Here is a 16,504-nt window from a genome sequence, read left to right as displayed (position 1 = left end):
ATGACGAATAAGAAACGTTACCGTTTTACTTTTTTTCAACGCCATTTTTTAAGTTATCTAATTGTTTCTCTTCTTATCCTCGGTTTGATGAGCTTTGGATTCGCCTATTATACCAAGCAGCAGATTTACGATGCGGAGACAGAGGAACTGACCATTACAGCCAAGGTTGTTTCGAGAATGCTGGCTCGCGAGGAGGATGAGCCGGTTCCAGCCCTTCAAGCCTACCGTACCTTGCTCGTCGAACGCAAAATTTCTTTTATCCTGTTCGATAAAACGGGAGAAATGGTGTATCGGGATCCTAAAATGCCCAGCAGCTACCGCTCCAAGCCGTTTCTTGACGGACTTAAAGCCAAAATCTTCAATCTTAAAGATAACGAAAGCTTTATAGTAAATCGCAATACCGAGGAACCTTTAGTCGTTCTAAGCAAGCCTATCCGGCCCAAAAGCCAAAAGGGAGATATGTATCTTTTCGTGTTCTCCCCCCTCCACGGCTATCAGGAAACGGTTCATTCATTCAACAGAGCATTGCTATATATGTTCGCTATTGTCTTCGTTCTCGCCGTCATTGTAAGCCTATTAATTTCACGCAATATGAGCAAGAGCATTCAGCCGCTTCGACGTGCAACCCGCCAGATTGCTGATGGGAATTACGAAACAAGGCTGCCCGTCAATCGGACGGATGAGCTGGGAGATTTAGCATTCGACTTCAATTCCATGGCAGCTCAATTAGAGGCTTCCTCCAAGAAATTGAACCAATACGAATCGCTGCGTCGACAATTGATTATGGATGTCACCCATGAGCTGCGCACTCCTTTAACCTCCATACGCGGCATTATTGAAGGGTTAAAGAACAATCTCGTTACTCAACCGGAGGATACGCACAAATATTACGGCATCATCGAGAAAGAAACGTTTCGCCTTATCCGGCTTATTAATGAGCTGCTTGATATGGAAAAAATCGAGAACGGAATGATTACGCTCCATAAAAAACGTATGCCGTTAAGGGAATTAATGGAGGTTGTCACGGAATCGCTGGAAATCGTGTTGGAAGCGAAGCATCTCCCTATCATTATCGAATGCGAGCCCGAAGTCTATGTTTACGGCGACTATGACAGGCTGATGCAAATTCTTATTAATCTCGTTAAGAATAGCATCCAATTTACCGATTACGGCTCTATTCGACTGAGAGGAACGGAAACGGAAACCGAGACAAAGATTCAAATCTCCGATACAGGCCAGGGGATGACCCAAGAAGAGCTATCGTTTATTTGGGAACGGTTCTATAAAGCCGATCCTTCCCGGAGCAAAAGCAACAGCGAAACCGGATTGGGGCTATCTATCGTTAAAAGGCTGGTGGAAGCTCATCAAGGAACGATTGAGGTGCAAAGCACTCCCGGCATCGGAAGCGAATTTTTGATTGCTCTACCCAAAAGTGAGCCACTCCCGCCTTCTGCAGAAGATGAAAAAAGCGAAAACCAGAATTAAGCAAGCACCCCTAAATGACACAAAATCCCGTACCTTAACTCATTAAGGATACGGGATTTTTTATATGACCGTAATGATCGTTATACTCTTCCATACGCTTTGGCGTAACGATAAACCTTCCTATACATCTTTTTATCCTTCAATCGGTTGAAGATGTACGGATCCGGATTCGTGTTGACTTCCAATATCCAAGGATGCAAGTCTTTATCTAATGCCACATCCAAGCCGATTTCCTTGATTCCTTTATATGTCTTGAACATCTCTTCCGCTGTTACTCTTCCCAGCTTTTTCAAGCTTCGAATGAACAGCTTTTGTTTGTCTGCCGGCATGTAAGCTTTCATTAAAGTCTCAATCGCTTTAATTTGACCTCCGTTATGGATGTTGGTGACTACTTTTTTAGGATGAGCGACACGACCGATAACGCCTGTTGTCTCCCACTTTTTTTCCGGCGATTGCTGAACTTGGACACGGATGTCGAATCGGCGATTACGGTATTTTGTCAGGTGAATGCCCATTTGAACCAGGTACAATCGGTCATTAATAAGCCTATTGATCGAATCATACAAATCGTCATATGTGGAAAATCTTCGGATGTCCGACCCGCTTTGATACCGGTATACGGGCTTGGATTGATCTGATTCCACTTCTACTCTCATAACACCGATACCGAACGTTCCCTTATCAGGCTTAATGTAAACCATGCGGTATTTATCCAGCATACTCTTCAGAGAGGAGTGAGTCATTTTCTCTGTGGGGGGAATATGTGCTCGAATTTGGGAGTTCTCACTTAACACACATGTTTTCGTCCATTTGCTGACAACATACCGCTTTAACTTTTTACTCATGTCATCCACCTTTCTTTCCTCCAATGCCGCGGTTTTCATCCAACTATATGAAGTATTCCATTATAGCGTTCCTGTCGAACGCATTTCATGTAATCGCTCGCTTTGAGCTTAAGGGGGACACATGAATGTCTCATATCCGTATCTAATACAGCTTCTGCCCAACAGTCGCTTTAAACAGAATATTGTATGCTTCGCCCATCGTTCCGGTTTGGGCGCTGACTCATAAGAACAACAAAAAAACCCAATCCATATGGATTGGGCCAAGAGGTATAACCATTTATTTTCCCTTTGACAGTAAAAAAACAAAAAATCGGATGTAATACGAAACGAGCACGAAAAAAATGCCGATTGTCCAAGGATCTTTCCCATACAGCTGCATCGGGTTTGCGGAAGGATCACCGGGCACAGGGCCCTGTGACGACATCACTAATAGTCTGTAGGCGATCCTTCCAACCAATAGAGCTAGCACCGCTATATTCACCCATAGATGCGTCCGATAATACATGCCATCGCTCTGCCTCTCGAATTGCGTATGCTTGATCGCATAGTGTCCTAACACTAGGCCGCATATTAATCCGATTCCGTCAGCGACAAGGTTAATGGGGTGAAGCACGCCCAAATATAGAAACATACATCCCAACACTCCAAATAAAATAATTCGGAATATTAGTCGGGAAGGTACGATTTTCTGCAGGCCGATCGTCCGTTTCGTTCTGCGGTAGATCATGAATCCCACTAGCAGTGCAATCCCCAGGGTCGGTCCCATATGCTGCATGCTGTCACCTCTTAACAGTTAGGTTGTATGCTCCAATCATGATGCTGAGCTTTGCTTAAGGAGCATTCTCCAAAAATTGGGCTGTTGGATTTTTCTCCATTGCCGAGCGCATGGCATACTCACTCTCGAACAAGACGACATAATTGTCGTCTTTATCCCGAACCAGCTGGGAATTAATACGGAATTTGCCTGGGTCGATCTGCTCATCGGTTAGCCATCTTGCGAACTGGAAGTTCGTGCGCTGCAATTGCACGTCGACGCCATACTCCGCTTTCATCCTGTACTCGAACACTTCGAACTGAAGTTGACCTACGACTCCAAGAATGAGATCATCGAACCCGATAGTACGGAATACTTGAATCGTGCCTTCTTCCGTCAATTGGTCGACACCCTTTTGGAACTGCTTATGCTTGAGCGCATTTTTCACGGTTACTTTAGAGAAAAGCTCTGGCGAGAACGTCGGCAGCTCGCTAAATTCGATATTGCCTGCCTGGCTAAGGGAATCCCCCAACCGGAAAATACCTGGATCAAACAATCCGATGATATCCCCTGGGTAAGCTTCTTCCACGATATCCCGGTCCTGAGCAAGGAACTGCTGTGGCTGCGCCAGCTTAATGTCTTTGCCGGCACGTACGTGCTTAACGGACATCCCACGCTCGAATTTTCCTGAGCAAATCCGTAGGAATGCGATCCGGTCACGGTGAGCAGGGTTCATATTCGCTTGAATTTTGAAAATGTATCCGGTAAACTTCTCGTTCATTGGATCGATTTCGCCCTCGTTACTGCTGCGAGGTGTCGGCTTCGGAGCCAGTTTCAGGAAGTTTTCGAGGAAGGTTTGTACTCCAAAGTTATTGATCGCACTGCCAAAAAAGACAGGGGTCAGCTCGCCCGTACGTACTTTCTCGTAATCGAACTCGTCACCTGCGACGTCCAACAACTCCAGGTCCTGCACGAGCTGATCATAGAAAAATTCTCCGGCGATATCCTTCACCACTTGATCATCGTATCCGCTCACCTTGCGTACTTGAATCTCCTTATGATCGTCTCCTTGGAACAGCTCCACTTGCGTCATTTTACGATCGTATACTCCGCGGAATTGCTTACCGGAGCCGATCGGCCAGTTCATCGGATAAGAACGTATACCAAGCACCTGCTCCAGCTCTTCCAGTAAATCGAACGGATTTTGACCTTCACGGTCCATCTTATTAATGAACGTAAAAATCGGGATTCCCCGTCTGCGGCATACTTGGAACAGCTTCTTCGTCTGAGCCTCGACCCCTTTGGCCGAGTCGATCAGCATGACGGCGCTATCGGCCGCGGTTAAAGTACGGTACGTATCCTCAGAGAAGTCTTGGTGACCCGGTGTATCGAGGATATTAACACGATGTCCTTCATAATCGAACTGCATCACGCTCGACGTTACCGAGATCCCTCTTTGCTTCTCGATTTCCATCCAGTCGGAGGTTGCGTGTTTGCTGGCTTTACGGCCTTTTACAGTACCCGCCAGGCGGATAGCTCCCCCGAACAACAGCAGCTTCTCGGTCAGCGTCGTTTTCCCTGCGTCAGGGTGAGAAATAATTGCGAAGGTACGGCGTTTTTGTACCTCTTCTATCATCTTTTGCTTCGTTTCCATGCTCATAAGATCTGTAATTCCTTCCTTGTCATTAAGTTAACTTCAAGCTCCAGTCCGCTTCCTTCAACCAGGTCCGGTTGCTGAATTCACGGCCGCGCACAGTGACTCTATCCTTATACACCTGAACATATAAGCCTTGAGATTTCTCCTTGCCGGCATTCTCATAGTTCCGGTTCAATACTCTGCCTACGGAGGAGTTATGGAAGTAATGGAACGTTTCTTTCACGTAATGCTCTGCTCCATTCTGGAAATCCTGATGTCTATGTCCGCAAAATACGAATACATTTTTATAAGGCTTCAAAATTTCACGGAACTTCTTGGCAGGGATGAGCTGATGCGTTGCTCCATCGGAACCAATAGGCGGCAGCGGCTGGTGAGTCATCACGAAGATAGGCCTGCCATCTTTATGCTGTGCCAGCTGATTTTTGAACCAATCCAATTGCTCATCGGAATACCATGCACCCTCACCGACTTCCGGCTTCTCCTGCATGTATGCCTCTTGGGATAGTAAAATGATAGGGAATCCGTTAATCTGAGCGGCATTGTAAATGCTGTTCAAATTAAAAAACTTCTGGAAACGCTCACGCGCCTGCCAGTCCGTCTTCCCGTTAGGCATTGTTTCTTTATTGAATGCGCCTTTCTTATCTACCCAAATATCATAATAATCGTGATTCCCCATGTTCGCATACATCGGCGGAAGCTTATAGGCTGACAATAGCTTTTGCAGCTCCTTGTAGCCGTCCGCGCCTCCGAAATCCGTCAAATCACCTGTAAGCATCAGCGCTTCTATAGGAGATTCGAACTGCTTCATATCTTCCAAGGCTTCCTTCATATGCTTGACAGTATTCGGGTCATAAACCGAAACATGAAGATCGCTTAATATCATAAATGAAAATAACGGATCCTTATCGTTGGAAGGCTCCGGTTTGGGAGACGGCGGCTCCTGCTTAGCCATCTTCGGTTCTGTATCTGTGCCTGACTGGGCTGTTTGCTGTGTGTCCACCGATCGCTGAAGCAGTTTGAATAAGCCTGTGAATGCCGCTCCGATAAGGATGACCAATCCTAGCATCCAGCGGATAAAAGCCCGACGGGACATGTTGTTAATACCCCCTGAGGTGAGATCATGCTATCTATTTATTCAACGTTCATTTTACCATGAAATGCGTTTCTTTATTATATCTGTTTATCCGTTTGGTTGCACACTTTTTCATAGCCATTTCTCAAGTTTTGTAAAACAACAAAGAAACAGGGCTCGTACCCGTTAAAAGTACGGCCCTGCAATCTTCTCTCTTCTATGCCACTTCAATCAATCATTAGTAGGATTAAGCTTTAACGCTGTGTAAATTCCCAAGCCACTTCGCCCTCATCCTGACCGTTAACCGGCCACCATTTGAAGCCATCCTCGGACAACAGCTTCTGAGCTTGTTCGGGTCCCCAGGTTCCGGCAGGATACAATTGCAGATTGTCTGTGCGCTCTCCCCATGCCGCAGCGATTTTGTCGACGTATTTCCAAGCTAATGCCACTTCATCCCAACGGGTGAAGTAGGTTGAATCTCCGCGTGCGGCATCATGCAGCAGTCGCTCGTAAGCTTCCGGCGTATTCAGGCCGACTTGGCAGCTTTGGCAAAAATCCATGGCTACAGGTACAATCGTCCCTTCGGACCCTGGCTGCATTGCGTTCATTTTAAAGTAGATACCCTCCATCGGGTTCACTCGGAACACTAGAAGGTTAGGCTCCAGCTTATGCTTTTTAGACAAATACACATTATTAGGCACGTTTTTAAATTCGACTACAACTTCCGTCGTTTTCACAGGCAATCTTTTACCTGTACGAATGTAGAAAGGAACGCCTGCCCACCGGAAATTGTCCACGAATACACGTGCTGCAAAATAAGTCTCCGTCGTCGATTCCGGATTGACGGAATCCTCTTCACGGTACCCCGGAACCTGCTTGCCTTTGCTGGTACCCGCTACATATTGTCCGCGAACGGTATTGGCCCGAGCTTCGGCTGCTGTCTGGAAGCCGCGCAGCGAGCGGAATACTTTTACCTTCTCATCGCGAATATCTTCTGGCGAAAGACGGCTAGGCGGCTCCATAGCCATCATGGCCAGCATTTGCAGCATATGGTTCTGCCCCATATCCCGCAAAGCGCCGGAATGATCGTAATAGCCCCCGCGTTCTTCCACGCCAACGGTCTCACTCAATGTGATCTGAATATTCGAAATGTATTTATTGTTCCATAGAGGCTCAAAAAATGCATTAGCAAAACGAACAACGCTAATGTTTTGAACCATTTCTTTTCCAAGATAATGGTCGATACGGTAAATATCCTTTTCTTCAAATACTTGTCGAATTTCCGCATTCAGCTTCTCTGCCGACGGCAGATCGTAGCCAAAAGGCTTCTCGATGACAAGGCGTGCCCAACCTGGGGTTTCGAGCAATCCGCCCGCTTGCAGGTTATGGGAGACGCTGCCGAACAATTCAGGAGCCAGCGCCAAATAAAACAAGCGATTGCCGCCTACGTCGAACTTCTCGTCAAGTCGATCCGCTACCTGACGCAGTTCCTTGAACGCCGAAGGATTGTTAATGTCCAAAGGCATATACTCGAAATGCTCCGCAAAGGACTCCCACTGCTCGTCCTTCGTTACGTTATAACGCGCGAATTCTTTAATCGAATCCAGAACATCCTCACGAAATTGCTCATTGGTTCTCGAACGTCTCGCCAAACCGATCACGGCAAAGCGATCTCCCAGTTTACGCTCGCGATACAAGCTATAAATTGCAGGGTACAGCTTGCGGCGGGCCAAATCGCCCGTCGCTCCGAAAAGGAAAAATACCGTATTGGTCATCTTCTCATCATTCTTTCATATGTATTTTTTTGTAGCTTTTACTAATCAAAGTTAGGAACTCTATAAGCATAACGAAATCTCGCTCAGGATTCAATGCTTTCGTCAAGTAAATTGGGCGCGTAACCTCTGGGCCTTTATCCAAACGCACACAAACATTGCGCATAGACTAGAGTGTACATGATGACGGAGGTGTTGACACAATGAGACATATTCATCCCATTAACGAGGATACGTGCCGGGAGCATTACGGCAAGCCTGTTCTAATCATCTTAAGAGATGGTAGTGAATTGGTGGGTATTCTTAGCCAGTACGACAACGATAAGCTCATTTTGAACAGACAGGTAGCTGCTGCCGAAACAACAACCGGCACATTGAGCTCCAAAAGATCCGGCAGCCTCAGATCTAAAAAGACCAAAATCAAGGCCAAAACGAAAGCAACGGTATCCGCTTATCCAGGCCTCGGGTTCGGTTTTTCTCCCTTCGGCGGAGAGTTTGCATTGGATCTTGCCTTTATTGCCTTTCTGTTCTTATTGATCTAAGCTCCTAAGCTGCAAGAAGGCTAATTTTCGGCGGAAGAGAGAACCCTTCTCTCTCCGCCGCCGAGACTTATAATTTGATTTTCAAAACGAATCCATACCTTATGTAGAACAAACCGTCCATCGATGTCCTTAAATAGATGCGCGACCTTTTCACTGGTGGTTAATATCACCATTAGGAATAGCCCCTTCACTACGCAAACGCTTTAGTGAACTAACTTCCTTATGTGGTAAAAAAGGCCCCGCCCATTCACAGCGAAGACCTTGCTTATGGAGTTATTTCTCCTTCAGTTGGAGACGTTTTGATAATTGATAGCAGCGAATCAAGCTGTTGTACTGAATCGGTACATAATCTTTGGAAGCATAGAACCGCTGTGCTTGTGAATTAGTGTCATCCACCCACAGCCGGATTTCATCCTTCCCGGCTAACACGGAGAATCGCTCCGCATGTTCCATAAGCCTTGAACCGATCCCTTTGCCCTGCGCTCTTGGATGAACGGCAAGCATGTCGATACTCATTGCATCCCTGCCCTCGCGAAGCGTAATAAAGCCGCTCGGCACTCGGCCACCTGAAGATGCGACATAAGTGCTGCTTCCCTTCATCCGCTCTCTTATCACCGAAAGCGTGACACGCAGATCCGGTTGAGTCAATCTCGCATAGGGCAATAAAAGCAGCTCTACCAGTTCCAAAATCACTTTATCGTCCTGACGCGGAATTCGTTTTCGGATCACTGGCGTCGCCTCCTGGAATAAAGAATTACTTTATTCTATGAAGCGACGATAAGCTCTGCTATTATTTCAAATACTTTTTAGCGACGAAGGCAAGAAACAGCACGCAAACGATAATGACAACCACAATAACGGCCGTTTGTACCCAATCCATGACGAAATGCCCCTTTTTCCAAGTTAATTGTATATCATACAGTAGTGTTAATAATTATGTCAAGTTTTAATTTACGAGAAAAGGAACATTATGTATAATGGAACCATCTATTTTCTTTAAGAAAGCGGAGGTGTTCAAGCATGTTGACCAAGCTATCTCAAGTGGCTCGCACATACCGTACCAACGCACTGTGGCATTCCAGGGAAGAAGTATGGAAGCGTCGTTCTCGACATACGCCCTTCTCCTTCACACCATCGATAACATCCCCTACCATTCAAAATGACTTTGAGTCGTTTGCTCAGGCAGCAGCGCAAGGGTTGGCTCAGATTTTATTATCCGCTGTTCAATTAAGAGAATCTGCTGAAGGGTTGGCTCAAGGGGGCAAATCAGATCCAAAGGATGAAACTGATAACAATCCCTCCTTATCTGCAAACGAACAAGAGACCACCTCCCATCAACTACAAGTTGAGGAGCTGATCCAACACTATAGCGCTCTCCATAAAGCTATCGATTCAGCCTCCCAGTACATAAATAGCAAGACAGTTCAGGAAGCACTGGGCAAACCATATTCAGAATTATTAGCTCAGCCAGGTATTCGACAACGGGACGATGCTGCGTCTCAGATGTACGAGTTGATTGATCTGCATCTATTCAACCCACTGAGAACAAGCGAGCTTGCAGCCAATTTATCATCCGCAGCAGGCCGACTGCTTGCCCATCCGCCAGAGCAGCTTCTCGACATAAAACAACCGAAATTCAAATCGATAACGAATTACCATTTCCGACAATGGGACCGCAGCAAGATTCATACCTATTTTTCCATCTCCTTTAACGGAATGCTTGTTAATCAGTATTTATAACGCGCGGCTCATGCCGCGTTTTTTGCTTTCAAGCGATTGCATCAGGGCAGCATGCTTTACCTTCGCCAGCCTTCCGCTTTCCGACAGCTCAAACCACTCATGACACTTGTACAAAGATGTAAGTGCTTGCTGCGCCGCTTCCATTGCCTGCCCTTCATTCCTCAGCATGTAAAAGGCTATTTGATAACAGTAATCTTCATATTGCCGGAGCAGACCTGTTTTCTTATTACAAACCGACAGAGCTGACTCCCTCTTGCCTTCGAGCATATGGACAGTCATTCTTACTCTCCCCTTTTGACTGCTGTGATTGACCACTACTGCTTTATCTCCATACATTTATATCCTTACATATATAGACGAAGCAAAAGGCAATTTTCTTTCACCATTTACTCTATATCCACAAAAAAATGTCGTTTTCTTCATTTTTGAAGAAAACGACTGCTTTTATCTTCCATCTTTATGCTATTCATTCATCACATTGAAGCGTCAACCGCGCCATTTTTACGTGATAGGGTATTTTGTCAATTTCCCCGGAAATAATCGTTTTTTGATTCTGCATCCTGACAAAGATTTAGCTTTCCTATACAGATAATAAAAGTGCGTCGAACCATTTCGTTTTTTTCGTCATGCGCCCCTATGAAAATATCCGCTTTCATTAGATTCGACAATGGATAGTAGAAAATGTGCTGTCGAACAACGACTCATCTCAACCATTCGGAAGTCAACTCTAGACTGTCCAATCTCTCCCCGAATATGTAAACTTCTCTCCCCATCATTTTTAGGTAAACAAGAAGATTGAATACTTCAATCTGGATTTTGCGTAGTTATCTTCTATTATATGAACTCGAATCTCTTTGATACGTATGCCCTCATGACCATAATGCTGTTAAAAGGCGAGTGTAACACCCTCCTTATTCCTGTTAATCTCACAATATCACTCCCCTTTCGAGTGTTATATATAGTAACACAATTATTTAAGAATTGCGGGATCATTATTGTATTCAGCTGTTTTTATGTTATTATATATAACATATTATAGCGATCATTCATTAGGAAATGGAGTTCTGATAAATGACATCAAGTACGATTAAATCTGCTGCTTTACGCCACTTTGCGCGAAACGGGTATGAGGGCACCCCTTTATCGGAAATTGCTAAGGAAGTTGGCATTAAGACACCGTCGCTTTATGCTCATTTTCGCAGCAAAGAAGACTTGTTTCTTAAGCTGTTCGAAGATTTGCTCCAGGAGCATGCTGCTCGTGTCGGTCAATTATTGGCGTCTATCCAAGACTACTCCATTAAAGAAAAGCTGTTTGCTATCCTTCAAGACTCTTGTGACAATTATATGTTAAGCGAAGAAAAAATCACTTTCCTGCGCAGAGCCATGCTGTTTCCTCCTACCTTTCTCCAAGAACGGCTTCAGCAAAAATTTATCGACATCGAAAGTATGTTTACGGCCCCGCTTCAGGACATTTTTTCGACAGGCATACAAAAAGGACTCATCCGCGATGAGCCCGTTGAGGAGCTGCTGGCATCCTATCTATGCTTGATGGACGGCTGCTTTCTCCAATTATTTTATTATGGCCGACCTCAATTCGAACAGCGATTGGAGGGCGTGTGGCGTATCTATTGGGACGGTATAGCCGCTAATCCACAAGACCGTTCTTAAAAGCATAAATAGCCGCCTGCGTTCGATCCTCCACACCAAGCTTGGCGAGAATGTTAGTAACATGGAATTTGACCGTTTTAATACCGATGAACAGCTCGTCGGCCACATCCTGATTCGACTTACCGGACGCGATCAGTCGCAGCACTTCCATTTCTCTTTCCGTCAAATCCTCATGGGCAGGAGCGGCAGCCTTTGGCTGGCGAAAACGATTCATGATTTTGGAAGCAACCTGAGACTCCAGGATGGATTGACCCTTCACTGCTGCACGGATCGCTTGCGCAATTTCTGCTGCACGAGATGTTTTCAGCAAGTAACTGAAGGCTCCCGCCTCTATTACCGGGTACATTTTTTCATCATCCAAAAAACTCGTAAGCACGATCACCTTGCATTCGGGATACAGCTGTAGAAGCCGCCGGGTCGTCTCGATCCCGTCCATCCCTTCCATGACCAAATCCATCAAAACTACGTCAGGCTTATATTCCTGAGCAAGACGAATGCCCTCCGCACCGTTGCTGGCCTCACCTACGACCTCAATATCTTCCTCCGTGCTCAGTACAGCAGCCAGACCTATCCGCACCATTTCGTGGTCATCGACCAGCAGCACTTTAATCGCCATCTCGTTCTCCATCCAATTCTCCCCCTTCCGTCAAGATCGGTACCCGAATATCTATCCTTGTTCCTTTACCTGGGGCCGTTATCAAATTCAACGAACCGCCGATTTCATTAACTCGCTCCTTCATGGTGACAATTCCGTAGGAAGCGTGTTTTTTCGCGTCAAGGTCGAAGCCGACTCCGTTATCACGGATGAGCAGTCGAATCGCGTCGCTGGAAGGCTGTGTCAGTCTAACCTCCATCTTGGTTGCCTTGGAATGTCGCAGCGCATTGGACATCGCTTCCTGTACAATCCGGAACAAATGGTCCTCGATGCCCTTGGGCAGCTTCACATCTTCCTCTAGTTCCCAAGCCATTTCCATAGGTACCTTAGCCATCAGCTCTTGCAGCAGCTCAAGCAATCCTTCAGCCAGCCGCTTTCCTTCTAGATGCACCGGACGTAAATGCAGGAGAAGCGCCCGCATTTCGGATTGGGCGACAGAGGCCATTTCCTCAATCAGATGAATTTGTCGTTTAGCCTTCTCGAACAACGCTTTGTCGAAATCCTTGTCCAAGGTCCTCCCAACGGCAGTTGCTGTCATCGAGATGGCGAACAATTGCTGGCTGACGGCATCATGCAGCTCTCTCGCCAACCGCTGCCGTTCCTCCACTATTGCGGAATATTTCGCTTTCTGCGCCAGCTGTGCATTGTTGCTCGACAATCGCTGGAGGGAAGTCACTTGCTCTTCCCACTTTTTCGTAATTTGATTAAGCTGCTCTCCCAGTCTACCGATTTCATCTTCCCCCAAAGGGGGAACCTTGCGGCTTAGATTCCCTTTTTCCAGAGAAATCATCACTTCCCGAAGCAGCTCTAGTCGCCGCTTGGTCTTGCTGCTGTTCCACAGCCCGTAAGCGCCGCCGATAACCGTAACGATCCCAATGACCGTCAGGCTGAGCCGAACCCCTTCCTGCCAGGTGTTGAATTCATTAATGTAGCCATTGGAACTCAGGAAGTATACGATGACCCCAAACAAAAGAAGGCTGAGTATTATCGACTCGCCCATGCTTCGCCATATCATGTTGGTCAGTCGTTTATCATGCCCTTCCATCCATCCCGGCCTCCAATTGGATCTAATCCGTCATTCATACTAACGAGGTCTATATGTCCATTTGTTGCATTACACGATTTTAATATCAACATCAGCCACGATATAAGAGATCAGCAGCTTCACTCGGGTATCCGCGGTCTCGTAGTTATGGGACTGCCATACAGTTTTATTTAAAGCACCCGCTTCCTTAAGCGGTCCGATATCGGATTGCCCGAACAAGACTGAAGAAGTTACCGATACGCCCATATCTTCAGGAACGATAATATCGACGTCTGCAATGACGCCCTGAAGCACAATCGTTGTTTCCTGCTCCTCAGGAATGGCATAGGTCAAATCAATCTGCAGCTCGCCGAGCACGTTCCATATGGAGCTGCTGCGCAGCACCCATGGCTCTCTTCCCCAACGAATGCTTTCAATCAAGCTCTGCTTCCTGACATAATCGTCTCCCCGCTGAAGCTGTTTGGACCGAATATAAAAGAAACCTAGAGAAATCAGCACAACCGCTAATAACAGAGAGAGATTCCCTCCAATCAGTATGACCAATCCAATTCCGATAAATATATACCCTTTACGTACAGACGCGTTTCGGATTTTATTAATGCCGAAAAGTATAAATAAAAGAGCCAACACGGTGAAAAAGCCGAAATGGTTATCGAGAAGCAAGTAAATCCCGACTCCGATCAAAATCAGAGCTACATTTCGGTTATTGTTTCGGTTTCGCCAATTCTTCTTCATCCGTGCTGCCTCCCTTCTTATGTCGATTCTGGGTCGCCCTTTGATAGGCGCAAAAGCCATAGCGGCCTACAATTGCCCTATGGCTTTTTGCCTTTCCTAGCATATCATAATTTACTATGGCCTCAAAGAGGATTTTATGATACGGGGTGCAGTCTTCTTATTGAGATTGCTCAGTGCTCAGTTTTTCTTTCAAGAGCTGAAGCTGATCATCGACTTTTTGCTGCTTCGCTGTGTCGATGGTGCCATATCCTCCTGCCGTTGCACCGTATCCCGTTCCGGAATAGGTATTTACATAAGGCTTACGGGCCATTTCTGCTTCCACTTCTAAGGAAAGAATTTTATCTTCCATACGACGGAATCCTTTTACTGCATTGCCGCCATCAATCACGTTATTCGTTGTTACCTCTGCCATTTGTTTTTTAGCTTTTGCTAATTGGGCACGGGATACAAGCTCACTGCGTTTGTTGCGCATTTGATAGAATGCATCCTTCATTTCATGCAGCTGCTGGACCAATTCTTCAGCTTGCGCTTTGGATTGGGCATGCATTTCCGCATATTCCGTAATTTTGCCCTCGTAGTACAGTTTTTGCTCCAAAGCTTGACGCGCAGCTGCCTCTTGGCCGTTTTTCAAAGCATCCTTCGCTTGCTCTTCGCGCTGAGCTGTCAAACGGATCGCTTCATCCCAACGTTCTTTCACTTTGCGTTCCGTTGCGATTTGGCGAGCTACAGTGACTTCAGCTTGAGCTATTTCCTCTTCCATATCACGAATATATTGATTCAGCATGACGATCGGATCTTCTACCTTATCCAACAGCTCGTGCATCGACGCTTTTGTCATATCTTTAATTCTGGAAAATACTCCCATGTTTATACATCTCCCTTGAATTGTTGTTGTTTTTCATATTGTGCGACTTTGCTGCGTAACTCTTCAATTTCTTTCCACATTGCCTTTTTCTCGATATCTTTCATCATATCGTCTAGATCGGCTCCAGCATTCTTCGCTTGCTGCTGGCCCTCGTACCCATATCCAGCTTGGTTATATTGTCCTTCAAACTGCTGATCACGAGCATCTCTGTCATGACGTCTGCGGGGACCGCCATGACGTTTTCTTCCGAAATCCGCGCCCCATTGGGAGCCCGCGCCTGCCTGATTCCATTGGCCTTGTCCGTTACCTCCGTAGCCGTATCCTCCTGTATGACTGTCCGGATAAGGCTCGCTAGGTATAACAAGCGCCGCCAGGAAGTATAGCGGGATAACAACTCCAGCCGAGAAAAATGCTGTTATGACAACTATCAAACGAAGCAAATTCGAATCTATTCTTAATGTATCGGATAATCCTCCGCAGAGGCCGGTCACTTTACGGTCGATTCGTGAACGGTATATTCTGGTCATGATCGCATCCAGCCCTCCTGCTGTAATTTCGATTTAAGCTTGGCCAACTCACTCTCCAGTACTGAAGAAGCTGCGCTGCCTGCTGCCATGAAAGCATCTCGGCTTTGCGAGCGAACCTCACGAAGCGTGCGCGCCGTCATCTCCATGTCGGATACGCGTTCCTCCAGCCGATCGAACATCCTCGGCTGTGTTGAGCCGAATCCGCCGCCCATGCCGCGAAGACGTTCATTCATGCGCTGCTGAAGTCTTACGCTCTCCAGCCTTGCAATGTAATAGCTGCGCTTTGCCGCTACTTCATCAAAATCGGACTTGAGCTGTTGGACCTGCTCCTCCAGCTCGACGATGCCGAGCTTGCTTTGTTCATAGAGCGCTTTGTACTGCGTGCTGCGCTCCTCCTGCTGCAGCTTCTCCTGCAGCGCAATGCGCGCTACTTCTTCCTCGCCTGCCTTTAAGGCGATTACAGCCTGCTGTTCTCGGCGTTCCTTCAATTGAGCCGCATTCATGTACTGCTGTCTAAGCGACGCCGCATGGGACAAGCATTGCTGCAAAAGCCTTTCGGATTCACGAATTTGTTCAGCTTGCGAATTTAAATATTTATCAATCAAGCGCACCGGATCTTCGGATTGCTCCAGCATTTCGTTGAATGTCGCTACGGTAATGTCTCTGAATCTTTTGCCTAAACTCATGCCCTAACCACCTTTTCTTCGAATTCTATCCTATCCTTTATGCCAGGTTCATTGTGTCAGATAAATTAATAAGCGTCTCTTGACTTCTTCTTTAAGATGGATACACCGTAGCAAATAAATCCGATAGCAACCGCGATAGCAATCAAACCGGATAATTTACCGAGAAGAATCAGACCTCCGAATACGAGCAAGATCCAACCGATTGCAGAGCGACCGTTCTTGATACCCAGCCAACCCAATCCGACTAGAGCTATTGGAAACACGTAGCTCATGATGTGTCCTGTGTGGAAACCAATCTTACTCAATAAGATGATGGCTCCGAAGAAGATGAGTAGAAGCGCTAGACCACTGTGTCGATTTAGTCTCATGTATGTATTCACCGCCTTTCGTTGTCATGTCTTTCGTTCATGTCTTTATTTTAGGTTCTTTAGCGTTTTTTCAAAACGGACCTGCGTC

General features: G+C 46.3%; 19 protein-coding genes. 4 read left to right on the top strand and 15 right to left on the bottom strand.

Annotation, left to right across the window (positions count from 1 at the left end; genetic code table 11):
* Complete coding sequence (locus QMA13_RS04975) at positions 1-1,485, top strand: sensor histidine kinase (protein WP_282939896.1); 1,485 nt, start codon at positions 1-3, stop codon at positions 1,483-1,485.
* A gap of 80 nt (positions 1,486-1,565) precedes the next feature.
* Here QMA13_RS04975 and QMA13_RS04970 read toward each other — a convergent pair whose 3' ends face one another.
* The 5 genes from QMA13_RS04970 to zwf form a co-directional block, all read right to left on the bottom strand.
* Entirely contained in the window at positions 1,566-2,330 is a 765-nt protein-coding gene (locus QMA13_RS04970; RefSeq protein WP_282939895.1) for a YheC/YheD family protein, read from the bottom strand.
* Positions 2,331-2,607: 277 nt separating this feature from the next.
* The gene (locus tag QMA13_RS04965) at positions 2,608-3,105 is read right to left on the bottom strand and encodes a CcdC protein domain-containing protein (RefSeq protein WP_282939894.1); all 498 of its coding nucleotides are present in this window, start codon (positions 3,103-3,105) and stop codon (positions 2,608-2,610) included.
* Between the two features lie 55 nt (positions 3,106-3,160).
* Positions 3,161-4,738 carry a peptide chain release factor 3 gene (locus QMA13_RS04960; protein ID WP_481858132.1) on the bottom strand — a complete coding sequence of 526 codons (1,578 nt, stop codon included), beginning with the start codon at positions 4,736-4,738 and terminating at the stop codon, positions 3,161-3,163.
* A gap of 31 nt (positions 4,739-4,769) precedes the next feature.
* Positions 4,770-5,834, bottom strand: a complete 1,065-nt coding sequence (locus QMA13_RS04955; protein WP_282939892.1) for a metallophosphoesterase family protein — start codon at positions 5,832-5,834, stop codon at positions 4,770-4,772.
* 233 nt (positions 5,835-6,067) lie between these two features.
* Positions 6,068-7,588: a glucose-6-phosphate dehydrogenase gene (gene zwf, locus QMA13_RS04950; protein WP_282939890.1), complete on the bottom strand. Its 1,521-nt coding sequence runs from the start codon at positions 7,586-7,588 to the stop codon at positions 6,068-6,070.
* A 200-nt stretch (positions 7,589-7,788) separates the two neighbouring features.
* On the opposite strand from zwf, the gene QMA13_RS04945 reads away from it, so the two are divergent.
* On the top strand, positions 7,789-8,127 hold the full coding sequence (locus QMA13_RS04945) for a hypothetical protein (RefSeq protein ID WP_282939888.1): 339 nt from the start codon (positions 7,789-7,791) through the stop codon (positions 8,125-8,127).
* Between the two features lie 20 nt (positions 8,128-8,147).
* On the opposite strand, the gene QMA13_RS04940 is transcribed toward QMA13_RS04945, so the two are convergent.
* Both QMA13_RS04940 and QMA13_RS04935 read right to left on the bottom strand, forming a co-directional pair.
* Positions 8,148-8,300 (bottom strand): hypothetical protein, encoded by a 153-nt coding sequence (locus tag QMA13_RS04940; protein WP_282939886.1) that lies wholly within the window; start codon positions 8,298-8,300, stop codon positions 8,148-8,150.
* Between the two features lie 100 nt (positions 8,301-8,400).
* Positions 8,401-8,856 carry a GNAT family N-acetyltransferase gene (locus QMA13_RS04935; protein ID WP_282939885.1) on the bottom strand — a complete coding sequence of 152 codons (456 nt, stop codon included), beginning with the start codon at positions 8,854-8,856 and terminating at the stop codon, positions 8,401-8,403.
* Between the two features lie 291 nt (positions 8,857-9,147).
* Here QMA13_RS04935 and QMA13_RS04930 point away from each other — a divergent pair, with 291 nt between their 5' ends.
* Positions 9,148-9,867 (top strand): hypothetical protein, encoded by a 720-nt coding sequence (locus tag QMA13_RS04930; protein WP_282939884.1) that lies wholly within the window; start codon positions 9,148-9,150, stop codon positions 9,865-9,867.
* Here QMA13_RS04930 and QMA13_RS04925 read toward each other — a convergent pair.
* Entirely contained in the window at positions 9,862-10,146 is a 285-nt protein-coding gene (locus QMA13_RS04925; RefSeq protein ID WP_282939883.1) for a hypothetical protein, read from the bottom strand. The two genes, QMA13_RS04930 and QMA13_RS04925, sit on opposite strands and share 6 nt — an antisense overlap.
* A gap of 792 nt (positions 10,147-10,938) precedes the next feature.
* Between QMA13_RS04925 and QMA13_RS04920 the strand changes: the two genes are divergently transcribed.
* Entirely contained in the window at positions 10,939-11,535 is a 597-nt protein-coding gene (locus QMA13_RS04920; RefSeq protein ID WP_282939881.1) for a TetR/AcrR family transcriptional regulator, read from the top strand.
* On the opposite strand, the gene QMA13_RS04915 is transcribed toward QMA13_RS04920, so the two are convergent.
* From QMA13_RS04915 to QMA13_RS04885, 7 genes are all read right to left on the bottom strand, one after another.
* A complete protein-coding gene (locus QMA13_RS04915; RefSeq protein ID WP_282939879.1) occupies positions 11,513-12,163 on the bottom strand; it encodes a response regulator transcription factor in 651 nt (216 codons plus the stop codon). The two genes, QMA13_RS04920 and QMA13_RS04915, sit on opposite strands and share 23 nt — an antisense overlap.
* A complete protein-coding gene (locus QMA13_RS04910; RefSeq protein WP_282939877.1) occupies positions 12,141-13,235 on the bottom strand; it encodes a sensor histidine kinase in 1,095 nt (364 codons plus the stop codon). Before QMA13_RS04910 ends, QMA13_RS04915 begins: the two co-directional genes overlap by 23 nt.
* A 69-nt stretch (positions 13,236-13,304) precedes the next feature.
* Positions 13,305-13,970, bottom strand: coding sequence for a cell wall-active antibiotics response protein LiaF (gene liaF / locus QMA13_RS04905; protein WP_282939876.1), 666 nt, complete (start codon positions 13,968-13,970; stop codon positions 13,305-13,307).
* A gap of 157 nt (positions 13,971-14,127) precedes the next feature.
* Positions 14,128-14,835 (bottom strand): PspA/IM30 family protein, encoded by a 708-nt coding sequence (locus QMA13_RS04900; protein ID WP_282939874.1) that lies wholly within the window; start codon positions 14,833-14,835, stop codon positions 14,128-14,130.
* A 2-nt stretch (positions 14,836-14,837) separates the two neighbouring features.
* On the bottom strand, positions 14,838-15,362 hold the full coding sequence (locus QMA13_RS04895) for a PspC domain-containing protein (protein WP_282939872.1): 525 nt from the start codon (positions 15,360-15,362) through the stop codon (positions 14,838-14,840).
* The gene (locus QMA13_RS04890) at positions 15,359-16,048 is read right to left on the bottom strand and encodes a PspA/IM30 family protein (protein ID WP_282939870.1); all 690 of its coding nucleotides are present in this window, start codon (positions 16,046-16,048) and stop codon (positions 15,359-15,361) included. Before QMA13_RS04890 ends, QMA13_RS04895 begins: the two co-directional genes overlap by 4 nt.
* Positions 16,049-16,113: 65 nt before the next feature.
* Positions 16,114-16,416: a LiaF transmembrane domain-containing protein gene (locus tag QMA13_RS04885; RefSeq protein ID WP_282939868.1), complete on the bottom strand. Its 303-nt coding sequence runs from the start codon at positions 16,414-16,416 to the stop codon at positions 16,114-16,116.
* Between the last annotated feature and the right edge of the window lie 88 nt (positions 16,417-16,504).

The sequence above is a fragment of the Paenibacillus sp. RC67 genome (assembly GCF_030020805.1).
Taxonomy (GTDB): domain Bacteria; phylum Bacillota; class Bacilli; order Paenibacillales; family NBRC-103111; genus Paenibacillus_S.
This window is presented reverse-complemented; position numbering and strand designations above follow the sequence as displayed.

Excerpts from the sequence above, each read along its gene's own strand:
- QMA13_RS04920 (WP_282939881.1), top strand. The coding sequence starts at position 10,939 with ATGACATCAAGTACGATTAAATCTGCTGCTTTACGCCACTTTGCGCGA.
- liaF (WP_282939876.1), bottom strand. The coding sequence starts at position 13,970 with ATGAAGAAGAATTGGCGAAACCGAAACAATAACCGAAATGTAGCTCTG.
- QMA13_RS04925 (WP_282939883.1), bottom strand. The coding sequence starts at position 10,146 with ATGACTGTCCATATGCTCGAAGGCAAGAGGGAGTCAGCTCTGTCGGTT.
- QMA13_RS04940 (WP_282939886.1), bottom strand. The coding sequence starts at position 8,300 with ATGGTGATATTAACCACCAGTGAAAAGGTCGCGCATCTATTTAAGGAC.
- QMA13_RS04945 (WP_282939888.1), top strand. The coding sequence starts at position 7,789 with ATGAGACATATTCATCCCATTAACGAGGATACGTGCCGGGAGCATTAC.
- QMA13_RS04890 (WP_282939870.1), bottom strand. The coding sequence starts at position 16,048 with ATGAGTTTAGGCAAAAGATTCAGAGACATTACCGTAGCGACATTCAAC.
- QMA13_RS04955 (WP_282939892.1), bottom strand. The coding sequence starts at position 5,834 with ATGTCCCGTCGGGCTTTTATCCGCTGGATGCTAGGATTGGTCATCCTT.
- QMA13_RS04970 (WP_282939895.1), bottom strand. The coding sequence starts at position 2,330 with ATGAGTAAAAAGTTAAAGCGGTATGTTGTCAGCAAATGGACGAAAACA.
- QMA13_RS04900 (WP_282939874.1), bottom strand. The coding sequence starts at position 14,835 with ATGGGAGTATTTTCCAGAATTAAAGATATGACAAAAGCGTCGATGCAC.
- QMA13_RS04915 (WP_282939879.1), bottom strand. The coding sequence starts at position 12,163 with ATGGAGAACGAGATGGCGATTAAAGTGCTGCTGGTCGATGACCACGAA.
- zwf (WP_282939890.1), bottom strand. The coding sequence starts at position 7,588 with ATGACCAATACGGTATTTTTCCTTTTCGGAGCGACGGGCGATTTGGCC.
- QMA13_RS04885 (WP_282939868.1), bottom strand. The coding sequence starts at position 16,416 with ATGAGACTAAATCGACACAGTGGTCTAGCGCTTCTACTCATCTTCTTC.
- QMA13_RS04930 (WP_282939884.1), top strand. The coding sequence starts at position 9,148 with ATGTTGACCAAGCTATCTCAAGTGGCTCGCACATACCGTACCAACGCA.
- QMA13_RS04895 (WP_282939872.1), bottom strand. The coding sequence starts at position 15,362 with ATGACCAGAATATACCGTTCACGAATCGACCGTAAAGTGACCGGCCTC.
- QMA13_RS04910 (WP_282939877.1), bottom strand. The coding sequence starts at position 13,235 with ATGGAAGGGCATGATAAACGACTGACCAACATGATATGGCGAAGCATG.
- QMA13_RS04975 (WP_282939896.1), top strand. The coding sequence starts at position 1 with ATGACGAATAAGAAACGTTACCGTTTTACTTTTTTTCAACGCCATTTT.
- QMA13_RS04965 (WP_282939894.1), bottom strand. The coding sequence starts at position 3,105 with ATGCAGCATATGGGACCGACCCTGGGGATTGCACTGCTAGTGGGATTC.
- QMA13_RS04960 (WP_481858132.1), bottom strand. The coding sequence starts at position 4,738 with ATGGAAACGAAGCAAAAGATGATAGAAGAGGTACAAAAACGCCGTACC.